Genomic DNA, 16,025 nt, shown 5'->3' on the forward strand with positions numbered 1-16,025 from the left:
AGTCTGAAAAGGCGACCGCCGCGCCGGGACACGGCGCGGCGATCGATGCCATTCTCATCGACCAGAATGGCAATGCGGCGTCATAGGCCGCACATTGCGCGAGAGGCGCGTACCGCTTTTGTTATTAGTCGTTCTGCAGCTTCCACTTGCCGTCGACGATCTCCACGATCACGCGTGCGCGTTTGTCGAGGCCGTTGTGGTCGGTCGGCGTGGTGTTCATGATGCCGTGCGACACCGGCAGTTCCTTGATGTTTTCCAGCGCGCCGCGCAGTGCCACGCGGAACGCTTCCGTGCCCGGCTGAGCGGTCTTCAACGCGACCGGAATCGCCGCTTGCAGCATCTGGCCGGCGTCCCAGGCGTGACCGCCGAAGGTTGCCACCGAACCCGCGCCATAGGCCTTCTCGTAAGCCGTCTTATAAGCTTCCGACGACTTCTTCACCGGATTCGAATCCGGCAACTGATCGGCAACCAGGATCGGGCCGGCCGGCAGGAATTCGCCTTCGCAATCCTTGCCGCACACGCGCAGGAAGTCGTTGTTGGCGACGCCGTGCGTCTGATAGACCTTGCCCTTGTAGCCGCGCTCCTTGAGCGTCTTGGCCGGCAGCGCCGACGGCGTGCCCGCGCCCGCGATCAGCACCGCGTCAGGGTTCGCGCCCATGGTCTTCAGCACCTGACCGGTCACCGATGCGTCGGTGCGGTTAAAGCGCTCGTTGGAGACGATCTTCAGATGGTGTGCCGCGGCGGCCGCCGTGAAGACGTTGTTCCAACCGTCGCCATACGCGTCCGCGAAGCCGATGAAACCCACCGTCTTCACGCCGTGACGTTCCATATAGTCGGCAATAGCGTCGGCCATCAGGCTGTCGTTTTGCGGCGGTTTAAAGGCCCACGCGCGCTTCGCATCCATCGGCGAAATGATCGCCGCCGACGCCGCCAGCGAGATCACCGGCGTCTTGCCTTCCGCAGCGGGATCGAGCATGGCGAGCGAGTTCGGCGTGACGGTCGAGCCGATGATGGCGTCGACGTGGTCTTCGTCGATCAGCTTGCGCGTGTTCTGCACAGCTTTGCCGGTGTCGGACGCGTCATCCAGAACGATGTACTGCACCGTCTTGCCGCCGATCTCCTTGGGCAGCAGCGCGATCGTGTTCTTCTCGGGAATGCCGAGCGATGCAGCCGGCCCCGTGGTGGACAGCGTCACGCCGATTTTCACCTGCGCGAACGCGGCGCCCGCGCCGCACATGAGCGCCATCGCGATGCCGGTACGTACCCATTGATTTGTCTTTTTCATTGCCAGTCTCCAAACGCTTTGAAGCGCGTATCTGTAATCCGGCTCACGGGCCGGGTGTCTGAATCTAGTTATAGGGTTCGGGCATGCCAAGCATGGTTTTCCCTGCTCGACGCGAGTTGCCTCCACCGTTGGTGCCACTTCCCTGCTGCGTGCCACGACTGCGGACTGCTGCGATTCCCATGCTGATTTTCTCGCGATCTTCGTCGCGATTTAGTGCTGCGATTTGTCGCGAGCAAAACACTAACATGTTAGTAGTATTGCGTTCTGCATCATCGACGGTCAAGCGGCTGCGGGCCCAATACGGGTTTGTCCTGAAGCCGCGACACCACACTTTTTCACGCGACGTCGCGCGACTTCACGTGAAACGGCCAATAAAAAAGACGCGTCAACTGCACGCGTCTTTTTGAATGGGGTTCCGTATCGCTTCGCCCTCGCTCAGTCGCCGGCCAACTTCCACTTGCCGCCGACAATCTCCACCATCACGCGCGCCCGCTGGTCGAGGCCAGAGTGGTCGTTTGCGCTCATGTTGAAGATGCCGTGCGACGCGGGCATGTCTTTCGTGCTTTCAAGCGCCGCACGCAGCGCCTCGCGGAACGCGGGCGTGCCCGGCTGTCCCTTCTTCAGCGCCAGCGGAATCGCGCGTTGCAGCAGCAAACCGGCGTCCCACGCGTGGCCGCCGAAGGTCGACACCGAGCCGACGCCGTAAGCGGTTTCATAGGCGCGTTTATAGGTCAGCGCCGTCTTCTTCACCGGATTCGAATCGGGCAACTGTTCGGCAACCAGCAACGGGCCGGCGGGCAGATACGTGCCTTCGCAATCCTTGCCGCACACGCGCAGGAAGTCGTTATTTGCGACGCCGTGCGTCTGATAGAGCTTGCCCTTGTAACCGCGTTCCTTGAAGGTTTTCTGCGGCAACGCGGCCGGCGTACCCGCACCCGCGATCAGCACCGCGTCCGGGTTCTGCGACATGATCTTCAGCACCTGCCCGGTTACCGACGCGTCGCTGCGCGCGAAGCGTTCGTTCGCGACGATCTTGATTTTGGCCAGCTCGGCGGCTTTGCCAAATTCCTTGAACCAGCTCTCGCCGTAAGCGTCGGAGAAGCCGATGAACGCGACCGTCTTCACGCCGTGATTCGACATATGCTGCGCGATCGCGGTGGCCATCAGGATATCGTTCTGCGGCGTCTTGAAGACCCATGCGCGCTTTGCGTCCATCGGCTCGACGATGCTCGCCGCGGCGGCCATGGAGATCATTGGCGTGGTGCTTTCAGCGGCGACGTCGATCATGGCGAGCGAATTCGGCACGACGGTCGAACCGATCAGCGCGTCGACGTGGTCTTCGCTGGTGAGCTTGCGGGCGTTCTTGACCGCCTGGGTCGAGTCGGTCGCGTCGTCGAGCACGATGTAATCGATTTTCTGGCCGGCTACCTCTTTAGGCAGCAGCGCGATCGTGTTTTTCTCCGGAATACCGAGTGACGCAGCCGGGCCGGTTGCCGATACCGTCACGCCGATTTTCACGTCCGCGAATGCAATACCGCTCCATGCTGCGGATACCCCGGTGGCGACTAATGCCGCGCTTATCCAACGCAATGCCGACTTCATCCCGCTCCTCTGTCTACCCCGTTATTCATTTGAGGTTAAATCCGCGAATTCCATTCCGCGGATTTAATCCCGACCCAGCGGTCGGTGAATAGCGAGTGTAGCGGAGCGCAGCCCCGCGCTGCAAGCGTTTTGCAGGGAAACGGCGTGCGGAAATGGAATGGCTAAGGGAATAAAAAAGGGCCGGGAAATTGGCACGCAATTGGTGTCGTGCCATTCCGAAAGCACAAATAAAAAGCGCTGCTGGATATCAATCCAACAGCGCTTTCGTCTGGGCACTGAGTGCCTCATTGTCTCCTCGTTCTCCACCTGCAAAATTCGTGGTGCATCAGAACTGCATGAAGATTAAACGAGCACATGGTGTACTACAACTAGCAATTACCCTAGTGGTGCACTGCCGCACTGAATTGGGGCGCATTTGCGCGGGTTTGGCCGCTTGCGTCGAATGGCTGGCGGACTTCAACGCCCGCCTCGCCATTTCAACTGCCTGCGGATTATATCGGATGCCGAAGCAGTTACGCAGACCAATCGGAATCACGCGCGCAATGGCCGCACTCGCGCGACGATCTCGCCCACAATCCCGCGCCGGAACGCCAGCACGCACGCGATGAAAATCAAACCGGTGACAATCGTGACCGACTCGCCCAGCGAGCGGAACCAGTCGATGCCCGTCGACGACGCGAGCGCCGTGCCGATGTCGCCGAGACGATCTTCCAGCGCCACGATCAACGCCGCGCCGAGCAGCGGCCCGAACAGCGTGCCCATGCCGCCGACCAGCGTCATCAGGATCACAAGGCCGGACATGGTCCAGTACGCGTCGCTCAAGGTTTCGAAGCCCTGCACCAGCACTTTCAGCGAACCGGCGAGACCCGCGAGACCCGCCGACAGAACGAACGCGAGCAGCTTGAAGCGATCCGTGTCGTAGCCGAGCGAGATCGCGCGTGGTTCGTTTTCCTTGATCGCGACCAGCACCTGACCGAACGGCGAATGCACGATCCGCACAATCAGCAGGAAGGCCAGCACCATGACCGCGAGCACGACGAAGTACAACGTCACGTCGGACGAAAGATCCAGCAGGCCGAACAGCTTGCCGCGCGGCACGCCTTGCAGACCGTCCTCGCCATGCGTGAACGGCGCCTGCAGGAACACGAAGTAGACCATCTGCGCGAGCGCCAGCGTGACCATCGCGAAGTAGATGCCTTGACGGCGAATCGCGAAAAGTCCGACCACGAAACCGAGCAAGGTGGCCGCCGCGGTGCCCGCGAGCACGCCAAGCTCCGGCGAGAAGCCGAGCGTCTGCATCGCGTACCCCGTCACATAGCCGGCCGAGCCTAGGAACATCGCGTGGCCGAACGACAGTAAACCGGTGTAGCCGATCAGCAGATTGAACGCCGCCGCGAACAGCGCGAAACACAGCACCTTCATCACGAACAGCGGATAGATGCCGAGCACCGGCACGGCGAGAAGCACGATCAGCAGCAGACCGTAGAGCATTTTTCTCTGCATCATTTTTCCTTGCCGAAGAGACCCGCCGGTCGCACCAGCAACACGAGCGCCATGATCACGAAGACGACGGTCGCCGACGCTTCCGGGTAAAACACGCGCGTCAGTCCTTCGATCACGCCGAGCATCAGGCCGGTGAGAATCGAGCCCATGATCGAGCCCATGCCGCCGATCACGACCACCGCGAACACGGTGATGATCATCGGCTGGCCCATCAACGGCGAAACCTGAATGACCGGCGCGGCGAGCACACCCGCGAACGCCGCCAGCGCGACGCCGAAGCCGTAGGTGAGCGTGACCATCAGCGGCACGTTGATACCGAACGCTTCGACCAGTTTCGGGTTCTCCGTGCCCGCGCGCAGATAGGCGCCCAGCCGCGTCTTCTCGATCACGAACCACGTCGCGAAGCAGACGGAGAGCGAGGCCACCACGACCCACGCGCGATAGTTCGGCAGGAACATGAAGCCGAGGTTGGTCGCGCCGGACAATGCCGACGGCACGTCGTACGGCTGGCCGGACGAACCGTAAATAGAGCGGAACACACCTTCGACCACCAGCGTCAGACCGAAGGTCAGCAACAACCCATACACGTGATCGAGTTTGTAGAGCCAGCGCAGCATGGTGCGTTCGATCGCGATGCCGAACAGCCCAACGATCAGCGGCGCGAGCACCAGCATCACCCAGTACGGCAGGCCGAAATACGAAAAGCCCATCCACGCGAGCATTGCGCCGAGCATGAACAACGCGCCGTGCGCGAAGTTGATCACGTTGAGCAAGCCGAAGATCACCGCGAGCCCGAGACTCAGAATCGCGTAGAACGAGCCGTTCACGAGCCCCAGCAGCAGCTGGCTCAGCATCGCCGGTAGCGGAATGCCAAAGATTTCCATTGAAGCCTTAACCCCTGAAGCTATCGCCAAGGTGAGATCGGTGACGCACGATCCGGCCGGCGCGCGTTTCGGCGGCAATAACGCCGAAACGCGCGCGGCATGTGAAACGGTTTGCGGTCTGCGGACAGACGACTAGCAGACCCTCAGCGTCGGGCCCTCAGCCCGCGCTTACTTCCACAACGCGCAGCGCGTTTGCGCCTTGGTCGTGAACGCCTGCTCGCCCGGGATCGTCGCCATGATCTTGTAGTAGTCCCACGGCTCTTTGGACTCGGCCGGCGTCTTCACCTGCATCAGGTACATGTCGTGGATCATGCTGCCGTCCTGACGGATGTAGCCCTTCGCGTAGAAGTCGTCGATCTTGGTCTTGCGCAGTTGCGCCATCACCTTGTCGGTGTCGGTCGAACCGACTGCCTTCACCGCGTTCAGGTAGGTCATGGTCGCGGAGTAGTCGGCGGCCTGCAGGCTCGACGGCATCTTCTTCGTCTTCTCGAAGTAGCGCTGCGCCCACTTGCGCGTGGTGGCGTCCTTGTTCCAGTACCAGCTATCCGTCAGCACCAGACCTTGCGTGGTTTCCAGACCCAAGCTGTGTACGTCGTCGATGAACATCAGCAGCGCGGCCAGCTTCATCGTCTTGGTCAGGCCGAATTCCTTCGCGGCCTTGATCGAGTTGACCGTATCGCCCCCCGCATTTGCGAGGCCGAGAATCTGCGCCTTCGATGCTTGCGCCTGCAACAGGAACGACGAGAAGTCCGACGCCGACAGCGGCGCGCGCACGGCGCCCAGCACCTGGCCGCCGTTCGCCTTCACCACGTCCGAGGTCGCTTTTTCCAGCGCCTTGCCGAACGCGTAGTCGGCGGTCAGGAAGTACCACGTCTTGCCGCCCTGCTTCGTCACCGCCGAACCCGTGCCGTTGGCGAGCGCGGTCGTGTCGTACGCGTAGTGGATCGTGTACGGCGTGCATTGCTCGTTGGTCAGCGTATCGGCGCCCGCACCGATGTTGATGTAGACCTTGTGCTTCTCGCCCGCGACCGTGTTCATCGACAGACCCGTTGCCGAGTTCGTGCCGCCGATCAGCATGTCGACGCCGTCGCGGTCGAACCATTCGCGCGCGCGCGATGCGGCGATGTCCGCCTTGTTCTGGTGATCCGCGTAGACCAGCGTGATCGGCTTGCCGTTGACCTTGCCGCCGAAGTCCGCGATCGCCATACGGATCGCTTCGAGTCCGCCCGGGCCGTCGATATCCGCATACAGCCCCGACAGATCGGTGATGTAGCCGATCTTCACCGCGTCGTCAGCCGCTTGCGCGCTGCCCATTGTCAGAGCGGCGCCGGCGGCGGCCGCGAAGCAAAGGGTGGCGAGTCGCGCGAGTGGGTTCTTTTTCATTCCTGTCTCCTGTTTCTTCACTTGTGGTTATCAGAGGCAATCGGGCGGCTTTTATACGCCCAGTAGATCGTGCAGCACCGGCATCTTGCTTTCGAGTTCACCCGCCCCGAAGTGCTCGACGATCGTGCCGTGCTCCATCACATAGAAGCGATCGGCAAGCGGCGCGGCAAAGCGGAAATTCTGTTCGACCATCACGACCGTATAGCCCCGCTCTTTCAGCGTGATGATCATGCGTGCCAGCGCCTGCACGATGACCGGCGCCAGCCCTTCCGATATCTCGTCGAGCAGCAACAGACTCGCGCCGGTGCGCAGAATGCGCGCGACCGCCAGCATCTGCTGCTCGCCGCCCGAGAGCCGCGTGCCCTGGCTCATGCGGCGTTCCTGCAGATTCGGGAACATCGAATAGATTTCGTCGAGCGACATCATGTGCGCTTTGTCGCCGACGGGCGGCGGCAGCAGCAGATTTTCCTCGCACGAAAGGCTCGAGAAAATCCCGCGCTCTTCGGGGCAGTAACCAATGCCGCAGTGCGCGATGCGATGCGTGGGCATGTTGATGGTTTCGCGACCGCCGATCCGGATCGAGCCCGTGCGCCGGCCCGTCAAACCCATGATCGCGCGCAGCGTGGTAGTGCGGCCCGCGCCGTTGCGGCCGAGCAGCGTGACGACTTCGCCGCGATTCACCGTCAGATCGACGCCATGCAGAATGTGCGACTCGCCATACCACGCCTGCAAACCCGCAATCTCCAGCGCGGGAACGGCATCCGCCGTGCCGCTTACTTCGAGGCTTTCGCGCTCGGCAATCGTATTCATGCGTGGGCTCCGGCGAGCGCCGCGTCGGCGCTGCCCATGTAGGCTTGCATCACGAGCGGGTTCTTCGACACTTCGGCGTAGCTGCCTTCGGCGAGCACTTCGCCTCGTTGCAGCACGGTGATCGTGTCGGAGATGCCGGCGATCACGTTCATGTTGTGTTCGACCATCAGGATCGTGCGGCCGCTCGAGACTTTCTTGATCAACGCCGTGACACGATCCACATCTTCGTGACCCATGCCTTGCGTCGGTTCGTCGAGCAGCATCAGCTCCGGTTCCATCGCGAGTGTGGTGGCGATTTCCAGCGCGCGTTTGCGGCCGTAGGAAAGTTCGACCGTCATGACATCGGCGAAATCGGTCAGGCCGACCTGGGTGAGCAGATCCATCGCGCGATCGTCGAGTTGGCGCAGCGTGCGCTCGCTTTTCCAGAAGTGAAATGCCGTACCAAGCTGGCGCTGCAAACCGATGCGCACATTCTGCAATGCTGTCAGATGCGGGAACACCGCGGAAATCTGGAATGAACGGATGATGCCGCGCCGCGCAATCTGCGCAGGACGTTCGCCGGTAATGTCGATACCGTTAAAGACGATCTGACCCGCGGTCGGTTCGAGGAACTTGGTGAGCAGATTGAAACAGGTGGTCTTGCCTGCCCCATTGGGACCAATCAGCGCATGGATCGAGCCACGGCGCACGCGCAGGTTCACCCCGTTCACGGCAATGAAGCCTTTGAACTCACGGGTGAGGCCGCGCGTTTCGAGAATCGTATCGCCGAGAATCATGTTCCCTTCCATACGGAGTAAGGCGAAGCACTACGATCTTACGCGCGAAGTTTTGCGCGACTTGTTATGACGGCGGCACCCCATGCCGCTCGTTGGCGTACTGCACCAATCCGGACGGTAATCCATGGCACGGCACGCAGCATGGCTGCCATTGTCGCGCCAATGATGCAGCGCATTCATTGGGATTTGCACTTAGTGGATGACGTCGGTCTGCCGCGCGGAACGTGCCGGCGCGCCTAACAGCGGACGCACACAGGCCGCCCGGCCTACGCGTGGCAGGCGGCGGGCGGCCCATGCAATCAACGTGCCGCTGTCACACAGCCGACATCGACGCGCCCGCCATGCCTTGCGCCTCGCGACTGCCGGCCACGCGGGCGCGGCGGTCTTCGCGAATCATCTCGCTGGCGCGCTCGGCGATCATCAGCGTGGGCGAGTTGGTGTTGCCCGACGTGATGACTGGCATGACCGATGCGTCGACCACCCGCAAGCCGTCAACACCGATAACACGTAGGCGGTTATCGACTACGGCGGCCGGGTCGTCGGTCGTGCCCATGCGGCAGGTGCCGACCGGATGGAAGATCGTCGTGCCGACCGCGCCGGCGGCCTGCTGAAGTTCTTCTTCGGTTTGATACTGGATGCCCGGCAAAATCTCCCGTGGCTGATAGCGGGCCAAAGCGGGCGCGGCGGCGATCCGTCGCGTGAGACGCAGTGCGTTGGCGGCGACGTGACGGTCGTAGTCGGTGGAGAGATAGTTCGGTGCGATCAGCGGCGGCGCTGACGCATCCGCAGACTCGATATGAATGCTGCCGCGCGACGTGGGCCGCAACTGACACACCGACGCCGTAAATGCATTGAAGCGATGCAGCGGTTCGCCGAAGCGATCGAGCGACAGCGGCTGCACGTGATATTCGAGGTCGGGCCGCGTGAGCGAGCGATCGTGCGGATCGGACCTGGCGAACGCGCCGAGTTGCGACGGCGACATCGACATTGGCCCGCTTTGAAACAGCGCGTACTGCATGCCGATCATCAGCTTGCCCCACCAATGCGCGGACGCCGTGTTGAGCGTGCGCACGCCGTCGACCCGATAGGCCATGCGCAATTGCAAATGGTCCTGCAGATTTTCGCCGACGCCACGCAGATCGTTGACGACATCGATACCCAGATTCTGCAGACGCGCGCCGTTGCCGATGCCGGACAGTTCGAGCAATTGCGGCGAGTTCACCGCGCCCGAACTGAGGATCACTTCGCAGCGCGCTTTGGCGAGATAGTCGGTGTTGTCGCCGCGATATTCAACACCGCTGCAACGGCGCCCTTCGAACACGACACGCTGTGTCTGCGCGCCGGTGATGACGGTGAGATTCGGTCGTCTGAGCGCCGGACGCAAAAACGCTTTCGACGCATTCCAGCGAATGCCGCGTTTCTGATTGACGTCGAAATAGCCGACGCCGGTGTTGTCGCCGCGATTGAAATCGTCGGTGGCGGGAATGCCGGTTTGCTGCGCGGCCTGCGAAAACTCTTCGAGAATTTTCCATTTGAGGCGCTGCTTTTCGACGCGCCATGGGCCGCCCGCGCCATGCGATTCATTCGCGCCGGCGTGATGATCTTCGCTGCGTTTGAAGACCGGCAGCACCCCGTTCCAGGACCATGACGAGTCGTTGGTGACGCGCGCCCATTCGTCGTAGTCTTCGCGCTGACCGCGCATGTAGATCATGCCGTTGATGGAAGAGCTGCCGCCGAGTACGCGCCCGCGTGGATACGACAACGCGCGTCCATTCAAGCCAGCCTCGGGCTGCGTTTTGTAAAGCCAATCCGTGCGCGGATTGCCGATGCAGTAGAGGTAACCGACCGGCACATGAATCCAGTGATAGTCGTCTTTGCCGCCAGCCTCGAGCAGCAGAACCTGCACGTCCGGATCCGCGCTCAGGCGATTGGCCAGCACGCAACCCGCCGTCCCCGCGCCCACGATGATGTAGTCGAATTCACCTTCCAGACGCCGGCCTTCCGATACGGCCTTGGTGTGCGTGTCGCTCATGGTCTAGTCTCCTAAGCTTCTCTGCCCGCAGACAGGCGATGCTTCCCTGCGCCTGCGGCGTCGGGCCGATTTTATTTGTTCGTTGCGCTTTCTTGCGTTGACCTTCGGGGCGCGATGGAACGCCGCACCGAAGGTCAACGCGTCACACTATTTCGCCACCGGCATCGTGAACTCGGCGCCCTTCGCGATACTGTCGGGCCAGCGCTGCATGATGCTCTTGTAGCGCGTGTAAAACCGCACGCCTTCTTCACCATACGCGTGATGGTCGCCGAACAGGGACTTCTTCCAGCCGCCAAAAGAATGCCATGCCATCGGCACAGGAATCGGTACGTTGATGCCCACCATGCCGATCTGGATCTGTCTGGAGAACGCACGCGCGACACCACCGTCGGACGTGAACAACGAGACACCGTTAGCAAATTCGTTGGCGTTGATGAGTTCTACCGCCGACGCAAAATCCGGCACGCGCACCACGCACAACACCGGCCCGAAAATCTCTTCGCGGTAAATTTTCATGTCGGTCGAGACATCGTCGAATAAGGTGCCGCCGAGGAAGAAGCCTTTCTCGTGTCCTTCGACCTGATGACCGCGTCCGTCGACCACGAGCTTCGCGCCCGCCGCGATACCCGCGTCGATATAGCCGACCACTTTGTCGCGATGCACGCCAGTCACCAACGGCCCCATCTCCGCTGCCGATTCCATGCCGTTGAGAATCTTCAGGCTCTTCACGCGCGGCGTGAGCCGTTCGATCAGTTCATCGGCGATATGCCCCACTGCGACCGCCACCGAAATCGCCATGCAACGCTCGCCGGCCGAACCGTACGCAGCGCCGATCAACGCATCGACAGCCTGGTCGAGATCGGCGTCCGGCATCACCACCAGATGATTCTTCGCTCCGCCCAACGCCTGCACGCGCTTGCCGCGCTTCGTGCCTTCCGTATAGATGTATTCGGCGATCGGCGTCGATCCGACGAACGACAACGCGCTCACGTCCGGATGCACGAGCAGCGCATCGACCGCTGTCTTGTCGCCGTGTACCACGTTGAATACGCCGTCCGGCAAACCGGCTTCTTTCAGCAATTCCGCGAGACGGATCGCGCACGACGGATCGCGTTCCGACGGCTTCAGCACGAAGGTGTTGCCGCACGCAATCGCGACGGGGAACATCCAGCACGGCACCATCATCGGAAAATTGAACGGCGTAATGCCGGCCACCACGCCCAACGGCTGACGCAGATTCCAGTTGTCGATGCCGCCGCCGATCTGATCGGTGAAGTCCGTCTTCAACAGATTCGGAATGCCGCACGCGAACTCGACGATCTCGATGCCGCGCATCACCTCGCCCTTCGCGTCGGAAAACACTTTGCCGTGCTCGCGCGTGATCAGTTCCGCGAGTTCGTCGTGGTGACGGTCGAGCAATTCCTTGAACTTGAACATCACGCGCGCGCGTTTGATCGGCGCGGTTTCGCTCCATACGGGGAACGCGGCCTTGGCGGCGGCAACCGCGGCGTCCACTTCGGCAACGCTCGCCAGCGGCACGCGCGCACTGACAGTGCCGAGCGCGGGATTGAAGACGTCGCCGAAACGGCCGCTCGTGCCCTCGACCGGCTTGCTATTGATGAAATGGGTCAGCGCGCGCGCCTGGGTTTCGCTGCGCGCAGCCGCATCCTGATCTGTCTCGCTCATGGTTTTCCTCTTTCGGTGAAGTCATCCGCCCCGCGTGTCCGCGCCGGTTCAAAGGCGTCGTGCGGGCGTGTCGAAGGGCAAGCGTACGGCGCTTCGGGGCAACAAATCCAATGAGTAATGCTCAATTGCGATATAAGGCGCGCTAATATCAAGATATGGATCTGACTCTGCTACGGGCCTTTGTCACCGTTGCACGCGAGGGCAACCTCACGCGCGCGGCGGTGCAACTCCACCTGACCCAACCCGCCGTCAGCCTGCAAATCAAGCATTTGCAGGAGACGCTCGGCGTGACGTTGTTCACCCGCACCTCGCACGGGCTGTCGCTCACACGCGATGGCCAGGCCCTGCTGCCCCACGCCGAACGCGCACTCGGCGCGGCCAGCGACGTGCAGCGCGCGGCGCAGTTATTGCGGCACGAAGTGCGCGGGCGCTTGCGGATCGGCACAATACTCGACCCGGCGTTTCTGCGTCTGGGTGGCTTTCTCAAGCAGCTGGTGGAAACCTGGCCGCGTATCGAGACGGCGCTGCGTCATGGCATGTCGGGCTGGGTGCTGGAGCAGGTGCGCGCGGGCGAGCTGGATGTCGGCTATTACATCGGCCTGCCGTCAGAGGACGAACCGCGCGACGGTGCCGCCTTTCACGCCGTCACGTTGACGCAATTCCAGTATCGCGTGCTGGCGCCGGCCGGCTGGAAAGATCGTGTGAAAGGCGCGCGCGACTGGCGCTCGCTTGCCGCGCTGCCGTGGATCTGGACGCCGCCCGCGTCCGCGCACAATCGGCTGTTGTCACGCTGCTTCGACGAGGCGGGCGTGAAACCGGTGAAGGTCGCGGAAGTGGATCAGGAGCCGTCGATGCTCGATCTGGTCAAGTCGGGCGTCGGTCTCACGCTCGCACGCGACGCCACCGCGATCGCCGAAGCACATGCGCACGCGTTGACCATCGTCGAAGGCGTGACGGTGCCGACGCAGCTCAGCTTCATCACGCTCGACGCACGCAAGGACGAGCCGGCGATTGCCGCGGCGTTGAAGTTGATCGAGCAGCAGTGGGTGACGTGATGGCGTGTTTGCGGCGTAGTGCGTAGGGGCTCTACGCGCTACGCAGCGATATGAGCTGTTCTCATGACAGCAGAGCCGCCTCGTTTGAGCGTGACCTCGTATCGAGCCGACCCACTCTGCGGCTTTTAGCCACCTGCGCGTCGTCCGGCTCACGCTACTCGCCTTGCACACCGCCACTCGCCGGCAAACCGCCAACCATCGCCCGCCCCTGTCCCTTCATCTGAAACCACACCGTCACGCAGTTTTTGTTAGATTGAGGGTTCGCGCTGACGCGCCGGTCCGCATCGTTGTTCGTTTCGCCTGACTCTGTCCTTCCCGGCAGCTTCGCCCCGGCCTCGCCGGAAGCCGCCGACCACTCCACCCTTTCGACAGGAACCTGACATGGCACGCAACATTGAAATCAAAGCCCGCGCCCAGCATTTCGAGCAACTCCGTGAGCGCGCAGCCAAGCTCGCGCCGGACGCGCCGCTGATCTTCCGCCAGCAGGACTTTTTCTACGACGTGCCGCGCGGGCGCCTGAAGCTGCGCCAGTTCGACGACGGCACGCCGGCCGAGCTGATCTTCTATCAGCGCGACGATCGTGATGGTCCGAAGGCCTCGTACTACACGCGCAGCCCGGTGACGAATCCCGAAGCCATGCATGCGCTGCTCGCCACCGCGCTGACCACGCGCGGCATCGTCACCAAGGAACGCCATGTGTACCTGACTGGACGCACGCGAATCCATCTGGACCGGGTGGACGGTCTGGGTGACTTTGTTGAACTCGAAGTGCTGCTCGCGCAAGACGACGACGAAGAAGGCGGCCACGCCGAAGCGCATGCCATGTTCGAAACGCTCGGTGTGCCGGAGTCGGATCTGGTAGCGGTGGCTTACGTCGACCTGCTGAGCCCGGCTAGCGAGCCGAAGCAGGCTGCTTAAAATTTAAGCGGAGCGATTTTTCGCGGCGTGGGGCGCGTGGGACACGCAGGAGGCGTACAAACGCCGCGCTCTTCTAACAGCCGCCGCATCAAGCGGCGGCGCCCCCCGGCGACAGATGCCCAAGCGGTAACGGCCCATTACGCTTGAACGTGGTCAGCACGATATTCGAGCGCACACTGTCCACGCCCGGCACGCGCATCAGCTTCTTCATCACGAACGTCGACAGATAGTTCAGATCCGGCGCGACGATCCGCAGCAGATAATCGGCGTCGCCCACCACCGCATGGCATTCGAGCACTTCGGGCAACACGTCGATCTGTTGCTGGAATTGCTCGATGATCGAATCGCCGTGGTGCTTCAACTTCAAACTGGTAAACGCGGTTACGCCGAGACCGAGTTTCTCCGGCCGCAGCACGACGCGATAACCGTCCACCACGCCGACCTGCTCCAGCCGCTGCAAGCGCCGTCCAATCTGCGACGGCGACAGCGGCACCTGCTCGGCCAGTTGCTGATGCGTGGCCCTGCCGAAGCGTTGCAACACGTCGAGCAACGCGAGATCGAAGTGATCCAGTTCTAGCATGTTAGATGTCCGCATGTAATCGCTATTCTATGCACGATTATTGCATATCGACACGATAAAATGCCATGATTGCGCCCATTCCGCATGTGTGCCGCTCTACACTCGCATCATCGATTTTGATCGGCATACGCCGTAGAGCCCCAGCACCATGTCCACCGCGAACACCGCCAAACTGAAAGAGCAATTCGACGCCGGCCTCGAAACCCGAGCGGACTTCACCATCGATCAACCGACCGAACGCTACGGCGCGGTCGACCATGCCGTCTGGCAACAGCTTTATGCCCGCCAGACGGCGCTGCTCAAAGGCCGCGTCTGCGACGCGTTTCTTGAAGGGGTGGAACGTATCGGCATGCCGGCCGATCGCGTGCCGTCGTTCGACGAGATCAATGCGAAGCTCACGCCCGCCACCGGCTGGCAGATCGTCGCGGTGCCGGGTCTCGTGCCTGACCAGGTGTTCTTCGAGCATCTGGCGAACCGCCGCTTTCCCGTGACGTGGTGGATGCGCCGTCCGGACCAGCTCGATTATCTGCAGGAACCCGACTGTTTTCACGATCTGTTCGGCCACGTGCCGCTGTTGATCAACCCCGTGTTCGCCGATTACATGCACGCGTACGGCCGTGCCGCATTAGCCGCCAGCGACGCCGGCGCGCTGCCGCTGCTGGCGCGTCTCTATTGGTACACAGTGGAGTTCGGACTGATCCGCGACGCCGCGAGTCCGAACGGTGTGAAGATCTACGGCGCGGGCATTGTGTCGAGCAAAGGCGAGACGGTCTACAGCCAGCACGACGCGGCGCCGAACCGGATCGGCTTCGACCTGGAACGGGTGATGCGCACGCGCTATCGCATCGACACGTTCCAGAAAACCTACTTTGTGATCGACGACTTCGCCCAGTTGTTCGGCGTCGCGCAAACCGATTTCGCGCCGCTTCTGGCGAAGCTCATCAGCGAGCCCGCGTTCGCGGCCGGCGATGTGCTCGAGCACGATCGCGTGATTACGCGTGGCTCGCAGCAAGGCTGGCAAACCGATGGCGATATCTGAGCGAAGCGGCTGAACGCATTGGCAACGGCCTGACGACATCCATGGAAAAATAGCGAATGGACCTGCTGGCCGGCAGGCCCGTTCAGACCCGAGAGGTAAACATCATGATCAGCAAACTGACTTCCGAAGAACGCGCGACGAAGATCGCCCAGTTGCACGGCTGGCAAGCTGTGGCCGGACGCGATGCGATTCAGCGGCAGTTCAAATTCGCCGACTTCAACGAAGCATTCGGCTTCATGACGCGCGTGGCCATCAAGGCGCAAGAGATGGATCACCACCCGGAGTGGTTCAACGTCTACAACAAGGTGGAGATCACGCTGTCCACGCACGACGCCAATGGACTGACCGAGCGCGACATCAAACTCGCCACCTTCATTGATAGTATTACCGCGTAATACACGCGATCCGAGGCGATTCGATGACGTTTATGCCCGGTGATTCAAACAATGGGACGGAATGAAAGGGCATTGCA

General features: G+C 61.9%; 14 protein-coding genes. 4 read left to right on the forward strand and 10 right to left on the reverse strand.

Annotated features, from left to right (window positions below):
* Window positions 1-124: 124 nt before the first annotated feature.
* From HWY05_RS16390 to HWY05_RS16430, 9 genes are all read right to left on the reverse strand, one after another.
* Window positions 125-1,285 carry an ABC transporter substrate-binding protein gene (locus HWY05_RS16390; protein WP_035554335.1) on the reverse strand — a complete coding sequence of 387 codons (1,161 nt, stop codon included), beginning with the start codon at window positions 1,283-1,285 and terminating at the stop codon, window positions 125-127.
* A gap of 435 nt (window positions 1,286-1,720) precedes the next feature.
* Entirely contained in the window at window positions 1,721-2,887 is a 1,167-nt protein-coding gene (locus HWY05_RS16395) for an ABC transporter substrate-binding protein (protein ID WP_176058944.1), read from the reverse strand.
* Window positions 2,888-3,418: 531 nt separating this feature from the next.
* Window positions 3,419-4,390, reverse strand: coding sequence for a branched-chain amino acid ABC transporter permease (locus tag HWY05_RS16400; RefSeq protein WP_035554331.1), 972 nt, complete (start codon window positions 4,388-4,390; stop codon window positions 3,419-3,421).
* Window positions 4,390-5,274, reverse strand: a complete 885-nt coding sequence (locus tag HWY05_RS16405) for a branched-chain amino acid ABC transporter permease (protein WP_035554329.1) — start codon at window positions 5,272-5,274, stop codon at window positions 4,390-4,392. The genes HWY05_RS16400 and HWY05_RS16405 overlap by 1 nt, the downstream gene beginning before the upstream one ends.
* Before the next feature lie 168 nt (window positions 5,275-5,442).
* On the reverse strand, window positions 5,443-6,657 hold the full coding sequence (locus HWY05_RS16410) for an ABC transporter substrate-binding protein (protein ID WP_176058945.1): 1,215 nt from the start codon (window positions 6,655-6,657) through the stop codon (window positions 5,443-5,445).
* A gap of 51 nt (window positions 6,658-6,708) precedes the next feature.
* Window positions 6,709-7,467: an ABC transporter ATP-binding protein gene (locus HWY05_RS16415; protein WP_035554325.1), complete on the reverse strand. Its 759-nt coding sequence runs from the start codon at window positions 7,465-7,467 to the stop codon at window positions 6,709-6,711.
* A complete protein-coding gene (locus HWY05_RS16420; RefSeq protein WP_035554323.1) occupies window positions 7,464-8,243 on the reverse strand; it encodes an ABC transporter ATP-binding protein in 780 nt (259 codons plus the stop codon). Before HWY05_RS16420 ends, HWY05_RS16415 begins: the two co-directional genes overlap by 4 nt.
* A gap of 313 nt (window positions 8,244-8,556) precedes the next feature.
* Window positions 8,557-10,275: a GMC family oxidoreductase N-terminal domain-containing protein gene (locus HWY05_RS16425; RefSeq protein WP_035554321.1), complete on the reverse strand. Its 1,719-nt coding sequence runs from the start codon at window positions 10,273-10,275 to the stop codon at window positions 8,557-8,559.
* 147 nt (window positions 10,276-10,422) lie between these two features.
* Window positions 10,423-11,961, reverse strand: coding sequence for a CoA-acylating methylmalonate-semialdehyde dehydrogenase (locus HWY05_RS16430; RefSeq protein ID WP_176058946.1), 1,539 nt, complete (start codon window positions 11,959-11,961; stop codon window positions 10,423-10,425).
* 155 nt (window positions 11,962-12,116) lie between these two features.
* Here HWY05_RS16430 and HWY05_RS16435 point away from each other — a divergent pair, with 155 nt between their 5' ends.
* Window positions 12,117-13,016, forward strand: coding sequence for a LysR family transcriptional regulator (locus HWY05_RS16435; protein ID WP_176058947.1), 900 nt, complete (start codon window positions 12,117-12,119; stop codon window positions 13,014-13,016).
* A 381-nt stretch (window positions 13,017-13,397) separates the two neighbouring features.
* The gene (locus HWY05_RS16440; RefSeq protein WP_035554316.1) at window positions 13,398-13,934 is read left to right on the forward strand and encodes a CYTH domain-containing protein; all 537 of its coding nucleotides are present in this window, start codon (window positions 13,398-13,400) and stop codon (window positions 13,932-13,934) included.
* Between the two features lie 88 nt (window positions 13,935-14,022).
* On the opposite strand, the gene HWY05_RS16445 is transcribed toward HWY05_RS16440, so the two are convergent.
* Window positions 14,023-14,514 (reverse strand): Lrp/AsnC family transcriptional regulator, encoded by a 492-nt coding sequence (locus HWY05_RS16445; protein ID WP_035554313.1) that lies wholly within the window; start codon window positions 14,512-14,514, stop codon window positions 14,023-14,025.
* 148 nt (window positions 14,515-14,662) lie between these two features.
* Between HWY05_RS16445 and phhA the strand changes: the two genes are divergently transcribed.
* Together phhA and HWY05_RS16455 are read left to right on the forward strand one after the other, a co-directional pair.
* Entirely contained in the window at window positions 14,663-15,553 is an 891-nt protein-coding gene (gene phhA, locus HWY05_RS16450; RefSeq protein WP_176058948.1) for a phenylalanine 4-monooxygenase, read from the forward strand.
* Window positions 15,554-15,609: 56 nt separating this feature from the next.
* Window positions 15,610-15,948, forward strand: coding sequence for a 4a-hydroxytetrahydrobiopterin dehydratase (locus HWY05_RS16455; protein WP_279614176.1), 339 nt, complete (start codon window positions 15,610-15,612; stop codon window positions 15,946-15,948).
* Window positions 15,949-16,025: the final 77 nt, after the last annotated feature.

This window comes from Paraburkholderia sp. BCC1876 (assembly GCF_902833695.1).
GTDB lineage: Bacteria > Pseudomonadota > Gammaproteobacteria > Burkholderiales > Burkholderiaceae > Paraburkholderia.

Bases quoted from the DNA above. Each gene is read 5' to 3' on its own strand.
- HWY05_RS16410 (WP_176058945.1), bottom strand. From the start codon at position 6,657: ATGAAAAAGAACCCACTCGCGCGACTCGCCACCCTTTGCTTCGCGGCC.
- HWY05_RS16455 (WP_279614176.1), top strand. From the start codon at position 15,610: ATGGACCTGCTGGCCGGCAGGCCCGTTCAGACCCGAGAGGTAAACATC.
- HWY05_RS16395 (WP_176058944.1), bottom strand. From the start codon at position 2,887: ATGAAGTCGGCATTGCGTTGGATAAGCGCGGCATTAGTCGCCACCGGG.
- HWY05_RS16400 (WP_035554331.1), bottom strand. From the start codon at position 4,390: ATGCAGAGAAAAATGCTCTACGGTCTGCTGCTGATCGTGCTTCTCGCC.
- HWY05_RS16405 (WP_035554329.1), bottom strand. From the start codon at position 5,274: ATGGAAATCTTTGGCATTCCGCTACCGGCGATGCTGAGCCAGCTGCTG.
- HWY05_RS16430 (WP_176058946.1), bottom strand. From the start codon at position 11,961: ATGAGCGAGACAGATCAGGATGCGGCTGCGCGCAGCGAAACCCAGGCG.
- HWY05_RS16420 (WP_035554323.1), bottom strand. From the start codon at position 8,243: ATGATTCTCGGCGATACGATTCTCGAAACGCGCGGCCTCACCCGTGAG.
- HWY05_RS16415 (WP_035554325.1), bottom strand. From the start codon at position 7,467: ATGAATACGATTGCCGAGCGCGAAAGCCTCGAAGTAAGCGGCACGGCG.
- HWY05_RS16425 (WP_035554321.1), bottom strand. From the start codon at position 10,275: ATGAGCGACACGCACACCAAGGCCGTATCGGAAGGCCGGCGTCTGGAA.
- phhA (WP_176058948.1), top strand. From the start codon at position 14,663: ATGTCCACCGCGAACACCGCCAAACTGAAAGAGCAATTCGACGCCGGC.
- HWY05_RS16445 (WP_035554313.1), bottom strand. From the start codon at position 14,514: ATGCTAGAACTGGATCACTTCGATCTCGCGTTGCTCGACGTGTTGCAA.
- HWY05_RS16390 (WP_035554335.1), bottom strand. From the start codon at position 1,285: ATGAAAAAGACAAATCAATGGGTACGTACCGGCATCGCGATGGCGCTC.
- HWY05_RS16440 (WP_035554316.1), top strand. From the start codon at position 13,398: ATGGCACGCAACATTGAAATCAAAGCCCGCGCCCAGCATTTCGAGCAA.
- HWY05_RS16435 (WP_176058947.1), top strand. From the start codon at position 12,117: ATGGATCTGACTCTGCTACGGGCCTTTGTCACCGTTGCACGCGAGGGC.